This window comes from Bradyrhizobium sp. AZCC 2289 (assembly GCF_036924615.1).
GTDB lineage: Bacteria > Pseudomonadota > Alphaproteobacteria > Rhizobiales > Xanthobacteraceae > Bradyrhizobium.
This window is the reverse complement of the sequence record NZ_JAZHRY010000001.1, coordinates 5,375,121-5,387,724: the sequence shown is the minus strand read 5'-3', so window position 1 is coordinate 5,387,724 and position 12,604 is coordinate 5,375,121. Positions and strand designations below refer to the sequence as shown.

Sequence of the window (12,604 nt, the reverse complement as noted above, 5' to 3'; positions counted from 1 at the left end):
TACTCCATCAAACCGCAACGACTTCGATCGATTCGGTGACGTTGCGCATGAAACCGGCCGGATTCCAGTTTGGCGCGTCGGGTTGTGCCACGCCGTTGCTGTTGGTGCATCGGACCAACAAGTCGTATTTACCGGGAACTGGCAGCGTTAATTGGGTCTGCCACCGCCGAAATCCGTATTTGCCTTCGTCTTTCTCGAGTTGCGCCTGATGCCAGCTTTGGCCTCGGTCGATTGAGAAATCCACTGTCGCCACGCCACAATCGCCGCCGAATGCAATGCCGCGCAACGTCGTTGGCGCAGTGGCGCTAACCTTGCTGCCCGAGGCAATGTTTGTGACGAAGGATCTGGGGACCATCCGATTGATCGGAATCATCCGCACGTCTGTTTCGCCCGGCTTGATGCTGGCGTGCGGCGTGTCGGGAATGGTGTAGGCAACCTTTGTCCAATAATTGACGTCGGGTTGATTCAGCACCTCGATATCGTTCAGCATCTTGACCCAATAGGTCGCATACCAGCCGGGCACGACCAGTCGCAGTGGAAATCCATTCAACAGCGGCAGTTGCTCGCCATTCATTGCGTAGGCGATCATCACCTCGCCATCGCGCGCATGGTCGATGTCGAGCGATTTCATGAAATGCGGCGCATCATCCACCACGGGCTCTTCCAGCCCTTTGAATCGCACCTGCACGGCGCCCGGCCTCACGCCGGCCTTATCCAGCACGTCCCTTAGACGCACCCCCATCCAGAGCGCATTGCCCATGGCGCCGTTCGACCATTCCCCGCCCGGACACGCGAGGCTGGAAGAAGCCGCGCGAGTTGCCGGAGCATTGGTTCACCGCGGCCAATTCAACGCCCGGCAACCCGTGGAGGATATCATTCAGCGATAGCGACAATGTTTGGTTCACATGGCCGCGTACGGTCAGCCTGAACGCGCCGGGGTCGATCTCAGTCGGGATGAGCGCCCAGTGCCAACGCACATAGAACTGATCGTTGGGGGTAAAGACACCCTTGTCGAACACCTCAAAGGGAGTTTCCAGCAGCGGGGGACGAGTCCGCTGCAGGATCATCGGTCCCTTCTGCGGAAAGGCGGTCGTGACCTCCCGCGCTCCGGGACCGCCGGGCAGCGGAAGACTAATCATCTTTTGCGCCCATGCTGGCCGTGAGAGAACCGCGGCTGCCGCGCTTGCTTCGGCAAGCAGTCGCCTTCGCGAAATCAAGCGTTGGAAAGCGCCCTTCTCCGCCATTGAAATCCTCCCGGGTGTTTGTCGCGAACCGAAGACCAATCGTGCGGCCGAGAAGCGTCGGCGGATCGGCTCGTTCATCAGGTCTTGGTTGATACGCCTATTTGGTGCGAACGGCTCGACCTACAAGAGTTGGCCTGAACGTCATGTTGGTTTGGGCTCCTCATACTTTAGTTTAGCCCGGCTGTCCGCGTCCGGAGGCCGCCTTCGCCGGCGCCCCCAAAAATGCACTAGCGCTTGGAGCGGCTAATTCCCAGCGTTTCGGCCTTTTTCAGCAAATCGGCCAGCGATTTCGCACCCATCTTCCTCATAACGTGTCCCCGATGGATCTTCACGGTAATCTCGGCCAGTCCGAGTTCGGCGGCTATCTGTTTGTTCAAGAGGCCCGTCGATACCAATGCCAGAATTTCCCGCTCGCGAGGGGTCAAGGCTTCAAAATGTGCCCGCAAGTTCGCTACAATCCTGTCTGCTTCGCGCCTCTTGCGATCCCGTTCAATCGCCGTCATCACAGCGTCCAGCATGTCCTGGTCGCGAAGCGGTTTGGTCAGAAAATCAACCGCTCCACCCTTCATGGCCCTGACGGTCATAGGAACGTCTCCATGGCCGGTCATGAAGATGATCGGAATCTGAATGTTCGCCTTTGCCAGTTCGGTTTGAAAGTCCAGCCCGCTCAATCCGGGCAACCTGATGTCAAGGACAAGGCAGCTGGCGACATCTGGAAGCTTGGCTTGCAACATTTCGGACGCCGAACCGAACACCTCGACCGCCAATCCCACGGATTGAAAAAGATTGGTCAGCGCCCTGCGCATCGATGCATCGTCGTCGATGACGATAACGATCGGTTCCTTGGCGTCACCGGGTTCATGCGATGATTTGGCCCGCTCGGTCATAACGCATCCTCTTGATGCAAGGGCAGGACGAATTGAAACGTCGCACCGGGCCCTTCATTGCCGGAAACTGACAGACGTCCCCCGTGAGCTTCCACGATCGAACGGCAGATCGAGAGCCCCATTCCCAGGCCGCTGGCTTTGGTGGTGAAGAAGGCGTTGAAGAGCCGGTTTGCGTTCTCGGCCGAGATCCCGACGCCGCCATCTGTTACGCTCAAGAGCACTTGGTCTGTCTCGTCCCGGCCTGATCGGACCACCAATTCGCGCGGCCGATCCGTGACCGGCTGCATTGCCTCAATACCGTTCATCACCAGGTTGATAATCACCTGCTGTAGCTGGACTCGATCACCAAGGATCTTGGGCAGGGTCGGTTCCAATTCCATTCGCAAGGATACCCGATGGCTGCTCAGCTCACGCTGTACCAGCGCGATGACCTCCCTGATGACGTTATTGAGGTCGAGCGGCACCTTCTCAATGTCGGTCTTGTTCGCGAGCGCGCGGACACGCCGGACCACCTCGCTCGCCCGGCTGGCATCGTCTATGACCCATTCCGCCGAACGGCGTGCGGCGACCAAATCGGGAGTTTCGCGATCGAGCCAGCGCAGGCATGCGTCCGCGTTGGCGACGACGGCGGCAAGCGGCTGATTCACCTCATGGGCGATGGAGGCCGTCAATTCGCCCAGCGCGGTGACGCGTGCCACATGCGCGAGTTCCGCCTGCGTGTTGTGCAGCTTCTCTTCGGCCCGTCTGGTCGAAGTGACATCCACCATCGCCCCAATAAATTCCAGTTGACCCGCTTGATCCCTGGCGGCATGAGCGACGACATTGACATGTTTGACTGAACCATCAGGCATCAGCAATCGATGTTCGTATTGGGCGTCCTTTCCGTCGCGGGATGCGCGGTCGATCGTTTGCTCCACAAAAGCACGATCTTCCGGATGGACGCGTTGAAGAACCATGTCGAAGGTGACGGAACGCGAATCTTCGTATCCAAGGATTCTGAAAAATTCCTTGGATCCGAAGCGTTCTCCGCTTGAGACATTCCAGCCGAAGCTGCCGGTCTGGCTCACTCGCTGTGCTTCGGTCAATTTGGCCTCGCTTCGCCGCAATTCTTCCTCGGCTCGCTTGCGGTCCTCGATGTCGGTTGACGAGCCGTACCATTTAGCAATGTTGCCCGACTGATCGCGCAGCGGCTCGGCCTGAAACAAAAACCAGCGATATTCGCCATCGAAACGCCGGAGCCGGGCTTCAAGCTCGCCACGTATACCGGAATCCCGTATGGCGCTCCACTTCCGCAACATTCCCTTCCTGTCGTCGGGATGAAACGCGCGAGGCCAGGCAGTCGTGGCCTGGTCCAATGAGATGCCGGTATAGTCCAGGGCCGGTTGATTAAGGAAATCGGGGATCCCCTCGGGTCCAGCGCGCCAGACCAGCGTCGGGATGGTGTCGATGACCAGTCGAAGGCGGTCTTCGGATTTCTTGATTTCGTCAACGGCTTCTTGCAGCGCCACCTTTGCGAGGTGCTGCTCGGTGACATCGACGTGCGTACCAACCAACTCAGTCACTTCACCGTCATCACTGAGAACTGGATGTCCCACGGCATGCACGTATCTTGTCGAACCGTCCGGAAGAACGATGCGATAGTCGCCTTCGAAGTCCGTTTTCTCTCGGAGAGCCTGCCGCACCATTTCGATAACCCGGTCCCTGTCTTCGCGGTGAACGCAATCCCATAGGGGTTGCGCTGGTGCAGCGTCCCTTTCCGGATCGAGTCCCAACAGGCGGTGCGCTTCGGGAGACCGAAACACGAACTCTCGCCGCCGCACATCCCACGCCCAACTGCCTGTGCGACTCAAACGCTCGGATTCGGCCAAATAGGCCTCGCTGCGTCGCAGTTTCCGTTCGGTTTCCTTTGCAAACGTAACATCCGTCACTGCCCCTCGAAACTCGACGCCACCCGACGCATCCCGCGCCGCGCGAGCCACGGCGTGGACGTGTTTGACCGAGCCATCCGGCATCAACAATCGATATTCGTGGTCGAAATCCTTTCCATCGATGGAAGCTTGATCAATGGTCTGTTGCACGGCGGCGCGATCTTCCGGATGGGTGCGCTGGACGATCAATTCCACGGTCGGTTTCGTCGCGTGGTCGGACTGGAAGATTCGGAAGGTTTCGTCTGACCAGAAGATTTCTCCGCTTGAGACATTCCATCCAAAACTGCCGGTACGGCTCAATCTCTGCGCTTCGGTCAAATGCATTTCGCTCTGAAGCAGCGCAGCCTCAATCCGCTTCTGGTCCTCCACCGCTGCTTGCAGGTCACCGCTGGAACGCCGGAGGGCTTCTGTCGCTTCTTTCTGCGCCGAAACCATGAATGCAATAAAGAGAGACGTAATGGAAAACAAAATCAGACGCGAAACTTCCGAAACACCTCCCGCGAGCAAGTTGTGCTTCCAGGTGAATGAATTGATTGGAGGCAACAGATAATAGTGGAATGCCAGAACGGCGAGTGCGATCGCCAACAATGCCGGGCTGAAGCCACCAAACCATGCGGCGAAAATGACAGCGCAGAGCATCGACAACGCGATGGGTTCAGTATTCAGTAAACGTGTCATGATCTCCGCAGCAATTATCGCCACGGCGACTGACAGGACCGCCATTGCGTAGTGAGAGACCGTGGGGAATGTCGGCCAGTGAGAGAGATTGGGTTTGGTCATTTTCCTTGCCCGTCCCGCTTCGCGTAGTGAGACTACTGGCCGCCGCCGAGGCATATAACGACGCCCTGCCCAACCCTCGTGAGCTTCCACAATCCAACGGCCGACCATGCCCAAGCCGACGGGTTTGGTGGGCTCAATTCGAGACATTTGTGATCCGGCTGCGCATCATTTCCAGAGCGTCCCGCGCCTCCGGGCAAGATTAGAGGATTTTGAGGAAATTTGGCAATTCGATTGCCTCCGCCGCGGCGCGGCATTGGTGGTTCCCGGGCCGAAGGTGCTCGAAACTCTGGACAAATCTGCGCAAAATCGAACCAAACGCCGCAATCTCGCCCAGGCAATTCCGGCCCCTGGAGCGCACTCTGATCGGTTGCCTACGCACAATCGACGCGAGCGACCTCGATCCAACGGTCGCTTCAGACCCACAATCAAGGAGCCGAACGATGAAGATGAGATACTTACTGGCAGCATCGCTGCTGTCGCTGGCGGTGTCAGCTACAGCTCAAGCGCGAACGAACGAACATCGCTCTTTGCCGCAAGCATACGGAAGCGCGGGCCGCGAGGTCGCAGCTCCTCCCTGGAGCGCTGCCTGCATGACCGACCACGGCCCAAGCCAATGCGACGAGCCCATGTGGGTCTATGGTAGCCCAAGCGCGCTCGCGCGATACAAGAGTGCGTTCTGACTTCGACCGGCTAATCGAGTGTTACGTCAGATCGCCAGTCGCTGCCCAACCGGAATTACGCTAACTGGCACACGAGCAGGCGTCCGTTGATCGATTGGCCCGATGCTAACCTGTCGGAATTCCCCAACTATCCAATTGGGCGATGGCCTACAGGCGGATCGCCGAGTGCTGCAGAGCAGAAACACCGCGCGGCTGAGTCTTGCAAGACCTGGCCATCTGTCATTCGCCGCGTGTGACGAACGGCGCTCTCCTTCGAGTTACGTGGTGTTCGCCGCTGACGTCCCGGGAAGTCGGGTCCCAGCGGCGAACACCACCATAAACCTCCGTATAGATCCCCCGATCCGGTTCTATAGCGTACGCGTACCCACGTACGATTGAGCCGGCAGTCTCAATCCTCTTAGTCTCGCTGCTAATCGGAACAGCCGATTGCAGGCGACAACATGTCAACGATCCCGGCCCAAGAGACCGAACGCAACCGTAACGAGCCCGATCGGCGGGATCACGTTGTATCCGCCTGTCACGGCAAAGAACGCCTGCTACGTCGCCTTGGGGGCCCGCAGATGAGGGTCAAGCTCTGCGCCCGATCTCCCTTTACGCAGCGAGATTTGGCAGGCCATTACGACCCCGAAGGTGTTCTTCACGTCTGCGCGACCTACGACGGCCAACGCGACGTGAGCACAAACCATTACCCACGCAAAGCCCACAGGAGGCAACAATGCGCAACATTCCCCAATATCGCTGGAACTGCGAAGCCAAGCGTTGCGCGATCTGCGACGGAAAGTTTGGCCTCGTTCGGTACTACTGCTGGCGAACTGCCCTCTGTTCAAGAAAGTGCGCTGTCCGCTTCAAGACACGCCAGGACGGCGACCGCAGATGGTTACGTCAACTCCACGCTGCCTGACAACGGTCGCGGCGAAACTCCCGCGGCAATTTTCCAAAGTTCGGGATTCCGGAGCAGGGAGCTTACGCAGTGAAACTCTTATGCAAACTCATCCTCGGGAGCCGTCTTTGCTGCGTGCTGGGAGGCGCCAGGTGAGATTCATCTTGGTGAATGGCCGGACGCCCCGCCCGCAATCCTCCTGTGTGATGTGCGATCAGCCAATCGGAGCAGGCTACCTGCGAGAAATCGGGACGCACCTCGTCTACTGTGATCACGATTGCTACGCGGATCACTGCAAATGCGCCGTCTTGCTTCTCGAAAATCAGGCGCGAGCATCATGACCCCTCCGCGGCCAAATAAGCCGGGCCTTTGGCCGGAATCGTCGGATACCGAGCGTTGTGGCCGACGTCACATCGATTTATTTGCTGGTGCAGTGAAACACCAACCAGGAAGCTGTCGATGTACCAGCTGCACTATTACCCAGCGAATGCCAACGCTGCGCCGCACATGCTGCTCGAAGAGATCGGAGTCCCATATGACCTCGTCCTCGTTGATCGAGCCAAGAACGCCCAGAAGTCCAGGGAATATCTCAAGATCAATCCGAACGGACGGATCCCCACTTTGGTTGACGGCCAACTGATCATGTCCGAAGCCGCCGCTATCGTGCTCCATCTCGTCGATCAGCATGCTGACGCAGGGCTCGCCCCTCAGGTCGGAACGCCTGAGCGCGCCAAGTTTTACCAGTGGCTGACCTTCCTGACGAACTCCCTGCAGGAGGAACTGATGATCTGGCAATATCCGGATCGTCTGGCCGGCAAGGATGCCTCCGCGGCCGGCGTCGTCAAGCGCGGCGCCGAAGTGCGCGCCAGCCGGTTTCTCGACATTATCGAAGATCATCTCAAGGCTAACGGCCCGCTGTTTCTCGGCAAAAGGCTCAGCGCCGTCGATTTCTATCTGGTCATGCTCTCGCGTTGGGCTCGCCCGATGGCTCAGCCGCCGCGTTCGCGTCCCAGCATCTCAAAGCTGCTCGACGGGGTGACGAGCCTCCACTCGGTTCGCCGCGCCTACGAGCAAGAAGGAATCACCGACGAGATCTGCTGAACAATCAACCAATCCGGCCGCCGGAGACGAATCCGCGCGGTCGGTGAAAAGGACACTGCAATGAGAGCTCATAGCACCAGCCGCAACAAACCCGATCGGATGAATTCGGTATTCATCAGTGCCGATTCGAGGACTTCGGAGCTGAGATCAGCCTCAATACATTTGCTAGGTTCACCAACCAGACTTGGACAGCATCGAGGCTCTGCTCGGGGCACGCAGATGCCGCCTGCGTTGCAGGATGAAACGTCGGAGCTGCTGGCCGATGTCGACGGCTTGCCCATTCTGGTTCGTTTCCGCCTCAACGATGTGCCCGTTGAAGTGCGATCCGATCTTGTCTCCAATGGCGCCGACATTCGTTCGCTGCTGTCGATCACGCTTGAGAAGATGGTTGACCGGATGCGCGGAACGCCTCTCCGAGAGGAGGCGACCTGCACGCAGCCGCTCGCGACAGTTGAATTGATATCGAGCGGAGAACCTTTGGTCCGGCTGCAAGCGCGGTTAAACGAAACCGTGCTGCGCGTGGGATCACTGGAGCTCGATCTGATGGATCGAGCTGCGAAGCGCGGCGATCGTAAGATTGATCTACGACCGCGCGAATTTCAGTTGCTAAAGTACATGATGCAACGGAACGACAAGTTGCTGACGCGGGAAACTCTCCTGAAGGAAGTATGGAACTATAAATTCGTCCCCGAAACGAACCTTGTCGATGTTCACATGGGCCGGCTGCGTCGCAAGGTCGACGGGTCGAATGAGTTCCCCATGATCCGCAACGTGCGCGGCGCCGGCTTTGTTCTCAGTGCGACTCCCCTGTCGCGGGGTTCACCGCCGAAACCTGCCGAACGATCAAGCAATCCGGACGTCGAAGACAGATCGCAGAGGCTCTTGGAAGGGATGCCGCAATGACCGCCGATAACACCAGCCGCAACACACCCGACCGGATGGACTTGCCCTTCGTCGGTCTTGCAACCTTCGCTCGCCAACCGGCTTGCCCCGACTGGGATAAGCTCGACGGAGCCGACGTCGCCGTCCTCGGGATCCCGATCGACACAGCATCGAGCTATCGGGTTGGAACACGTTTCGGGCCGCGCGCCATCCGCGAGGTTTCGATGTTTCACGGCTTCGGGACGGAGGGAGTGTTCGATTTCGAGGACGAAGTCACCTACCTGACCCCCGCCGAAGTAAAGATCGTCGACGCCGGCGACAGCGACGTGATCTACGCTGACACAAAGCGCAGCCTGGCCAACGCCGAGCAGGCCGTGCGCGCCCTGCTCGACGCCAAAACGATGCCTTATATCCTGGGCGGCGACCACGCGATCACGATGGCGACTGTCGCCGCGTTCTCGAACGAGAAGCCGATCCACATTGTCCATCTGGATGCGCATTTCGATTTCATCGACGAGCGCAACGGCATCACCTGGGGCCACGGCAGCCCGATGCGACGGGCGTCCGAGATGCGGCATGTTAAGGGCATCACCACGCTTGGACCGCACAACATGGCCGCGGTGAGCCGGAAGGATTGGGAAGCGGCAAAGGCTTATGGCACGCACGTCGTGCCCTTGCGCAAGCTCCGGGCCCAGGGCGTCGCCGCGTCTCTCGCGCACATTCCCGACGGCGAGCGCGTCTATGTCTCGATCGACATCGACAGCTTCGATCCGTCGATCGCACCGGGAACGGCCACGATCAGCCACGGCGGCTTCAGCTACTACGAGGGCAAGGACATTCTCCGCGAGGTCGCCCGACGGTTCGAGGTCGTCGGCGCCGATTTTGTCGAGGTTTCGCCGCCTTACGATCCTTCCGGGATCACCTCGCTGCTGGCCGCACGAACCAGCCTCGACTTCATCGGATCCATTTTTCACGAACGTGCCAAGCGACGCGGCAGGCAGCCCCGGGCCGCAGCGCAATCATTTCTGCAACCCGTTCAACCGTAACCCAAGGAGCAACTCAATGAGCAATGAGACCAAACGGCCGCCGCTGGCCCATGCGTCCGGTACCCCGGTCACAGACAATCTCAACATTCAGACCGCCGGGCCGCGAGGGCCGGCGCTGCTGCAGGATGTCTGGCTGATCGAAAAGCTGGCCCATTTCCACCGCGAAGTGATTCCCGAGCGCCGCATGCACGCCAAGGGCTCCGGCGCCCACGGCACCTTTACCGTCACGCACGACATCACCCGCTACACCAAGGCGAAGATTTTCTCCAAGATCGGCAAGCAGACCTCGATGTTCGCCCGCTTCTCCACTGTCGCAGGCGAGCGCGGCGCCGCGGACGCCGAGCGCGATATCCGCGGCTTCGCGCTCAAGTTCTATACTGAGGAGGGCAACTGGGACGTCGTGGGGAACAACACCCCGGTATTCTTTTTCCGCGATCCCCTGCGCTTTCCTGATCTCAATCACGCCATCAAGCGTGATCCGCGAACCGGTATGCGCAGTGCTGACAACAACTGGGATTTCTGGACGCTGCTGCCGGAAGCTCTGCATCAGGTCACGATCGTCATGAGCGAGCGCGGCATCCCGAAGAGCTTCCGCCATATGCACGGTTTCGGCAGCCACACCTATAGTTTCCTCAACGCCGCAAACGAGCGCACCTGGGTCAAGTTCCATTTCCGCAGCCAGCAGGGCATCCAGAACCTGACGGACGCGGAAGCCGAAACGCTCGTGGGCAAGGATCGCGAGAGCCATCAGCGAGATCTTTACGGAAGCATCGAGGCCGGCAATTTCCCGCGCTGGACGCTCTTCATCCAGGTGATGACGGACGCCCAGGCGAAGGCCTTCCCATTCAACCCCTTCGACCTGACGAAGGTCTGGCCAAAGGGCGACTTCCCGCTGATCGAGGTCGGATTTTTTGAACTCCACCGAAATCCAGAAAACGTCTTCGCCGAGGTCGAACAAGCGGCGTTCTCGCCTGCCAACATCGTGCCAGGCATCAGCTATTCGCCCGACAAGATGCTGCAGGCGCGCCTGTTCTCCTATGGAGACGCGCAACGGTATCGCCTGGGGGTCAATCACCACCACATCCCGGTCAACGCACCAAAATGTCCATTCCACAGCTATCATCGTGACGGCGCGATGCGCACTGACGGCAATCTCGGCGGAACTCCGACCTACTTCCCCAATAGCCGGGGCGAGTGGATCGATCAGCCGAAGCTTAACGAGCCGCCGTTGGAGATCGAAGGTCCGGCCCAGCATTGGGACCATCGGGTCGATGACGATCACTGGCAGCAGCCGGGCGATCTTTTTCGCAAGATGACTCCCGCCCAGCAGCAAACGCTGTTTGACAATACAGCTCGTCAGGTCGGCGGTGCGGCCAAGCACATTCAGGAGCGCCACATCGCCAATTGTACCAAAGCAGATCCGACCTATGGCGCTGGCGTCGCGAAGGCACTGGGCATCGACTTCCGACCGCAGACTATCGCCGCGGAATAGGTCCGCCGGCTGGCGGCGTTCAGCCGCGCTGCCAGCCGTCCCGACCAGCGTACCGTTCACTGGCGAAACCGCGCCAAGCCGTCAGTCTCAACTTTGGAGTCCATGATGTCCAAACAGATTGCACCCAAGCTCCTTGCGGAGTTCATCGGTACATTTTCGTTCGTGTTCATCAGCGCTGGCGCCGCGCGCCGTGATCGGCGAGATACCCGCCGTATAGTCCGATCCCGAGAGGTTCCCAGGAATGTTCGACTATAACGGAAGCTTTCAATCCGCCATTGCTGTGCTGAAACGCGAGCGCCGCTATCGCACCTTCGCCGACCTGGAGCGCAAAGCGGGACAGTTCCCTCATGCGCTCTGGAACAGCCCAAGCGGCGCGCGGAATGTCGTTGTCTGGTGCTCGAACGACTATCTCGGCATGGGCCAACATCCGAAGGTAATCGAAGCGATGTGCACCGCCGCCCGCACAATGGGCGCGGGCGCGGGCGGAACGCGCAACATCTCGGGCACAAATCGGGCGCTGGTACAGCTGGAGGCAGAGCTTGCCGACCTGCATGGCAAGGAAGCAGCTCTCGTTTTCACATCTGGCTATGTTTCCAACCACACGGGCATCGCGACGATCGCGAGGCTCCTTCCGGACTGCCTGATCCTGTCCGATGCGCTCAACCATAATTCAATGATCGAAGGTATGCGTGCCGCGGGCTGTGCCAGGCAGATCTGGCGCCACAACGATCTTGAGCATCTGGAGGAGTTGCTCTCGCGCGCAGCGCCCGACCACCCGAAGCTGATCGTGTTCGAGAGTGTCTATTCGATGGACGGCGACGTCGCTCCACTCGAGGCAATCTGCGATCTTGCACAGCGCTATGACGCGATGACCTATCTGGACGAGGTCCATGCCGTTGGCATGTATGGGCCGCGCGGCGCGGGGTTTGCCGAGCAACACGGCGTTATGGCACGCATCGATGTCATCGAGGGAACGCTTGCCAAGGCCTTCGGGACGCTCGGCGGCTACATCGCCGCCAGCAACGCGGTCGTGGACGCGGTCCGATCCCATGCTCCCGGATTCATCTTCACAACGGCCTTGCCTCCCGCAGTAGCGGCGGCTGCAACTGCCTCGATCGCCCATCTCAAGACGTCGGACGTAGAGCGCGCAGGTCAGCGCGCCGCCGTGGCGGCGACCAAGGCGGCGCTACGAAAGGCCGGCCTGCCGGTGCTGGCGACCGGGACGCATATCGTGCCGGTCATGGTCGGAAATCCCGACCTGTGCAAGCGGGCGAGCGATCTTCTGCTTGAACGGCACGGGATCTACATCCAGCCGATCAATTACCCGACGGTTGCCAGAGGCACCGAGCGACTGCGGATTACCCCCACCCCTGCGCACGATGTTCGGCTGATCCAACAGTTGGCTGACGCCTTGGTCTCGGTTTGGCAGCAGCTCGATCTCCCGCTCGGAATAGATTACCGATGCGTCGAGCAGCGCGCACAGACGCTCGCGGGCGGTTAGCCTCGCCGCTCAGTTGCTCGAGCCAGATGCGTCACCGTCCTGCTCGGTTGCGAGTTTCCAAAATCAACGAGGCGAAGCTGCCGAAGCAGCTTCGCCTTCAGCGTGAGCACATTCGCCCATGAGCGTCGCCTAGCATTACAGTTGCTTTGTTGATTTGAAGTGGGCGCGTTGAGCGGCGGCCTG

Annotated in this window: 7 protein-coding genes and 1 pseudogene; 5 read left to right on the top strand and 3 right to left on the bottom strand. The window is 59.6% G+C overall.

Annotated features, from left to right (window positions below):
* Positions 1 to 7: 7 nt before the first annotated feature.
* The 3 genes and pseudogenes from V1289_RS25475 to V1289_RS25465 all read right to left on the bottom strand — a co-directional run bounded on the left by V1289_RS25475 (position 8) and on the right by V1289_RS25465 (position 4,839).
* Positions 8 to 1,244, bottom strand: a pseudogene (locus tag V1289_RS25475) (molybdopterin-dependent oxidoreductase).
* Positions 1,245 to 1,471: 227 nt separating this feature from the next.
* Positions 1,472 to 2,131, bottom strand: a complete 660-nt coding sequence (locus V1289_RS25470) for a response regulator transcription factor (protein WP_334399822.1) — start codon at positions 2,129 to 2,131, stop codon at positions 1,472 to 1,474.
* Positions 2,128 to 4,839: a PAS domain-containing protein gene (locus V1289_RS25465; protein WP_334399820.1), complete on the bottom strand. Its 2,712-nt coding sequence runs from the start codon at positions 4,837 to 4,839 to the stop codon at positions 2,128 to 2,130. The genes V1289_RS25470 and V1289_RS25465 overlap by 4 nt, the downstream gene beginning before the upstream one ends.
* 2,019 nt (positions 4,840 to 6,858) lie before the next feature.
* Here V1289_RS25465 and V1289_RS25460 point away from each other — a divergent pair.
* From V1289_RS25460 to hemA, 5 genes are all read left to right on the top strand, one after another.
* Positions 6,859 to 7,500, top strand: coding sequence for a glutathione S-transferase family protein (locus tag V1289_RS25460; RefSeq protein WP_334399818.1), 642 nt, complete (start codon positions 6,859 to 6,861; stop codon positions 7,498 to 7,500).
* A gap of 219 nt (positions 7,501 to 7,719) precedes the next feature.
* Positions 7,720 to 8,403, top strand: coding sequence for a winged helix-turn-helix domain-containing protein (locus V1289_RS25455; protein WP_334399816.1), 684 nt, complete (start codon positions 7,720 to 7,722; stop codon positions 8,401 to 8,403).
* Positions 8,400 to 9,428, top strand: a complete 1,029-nt coding sequence (locus tag V1289_RS25450) for an agmatinase (RefSeq protein WP_334399814.1) — start codon at positions 8,400 to 8,402, stop codon at positions 9,426 to 9,428. The genes V1289_RS25455 and V1289_RS25450 overlap by 4 nt, the downstream gene beginning before the upstream one ends.
* Positions 9,429 to 9,444: 16 nt before the next feature.
* Positions 9,445 to 10,920: a catalase gene (locus tag V1289_RS25445; protein ID WP_334399813.1), complete on the top strand. Its 1,476-nt coding sequence runs from the start codon at positions 9,445 to 9,447 to the stop codon at positions 10,918 to 10,920.
* A gap of 241 nt (positions 10,921 to 11,161) precedes the next feature.
* Positions 11,162 to 12,421, top strand: a complete 1,260-nt coding sequence (gene hemA, locus V1289_RS25440) for a 5-aminolevulinate synthase (protein WP_334399811.1) — start codon at positions 11,162 to 11,164, stop codon at positions 12,419 to 12,421.
* Positions 12,422 to 12,604 lie beyond the last annotated feature (183 nt).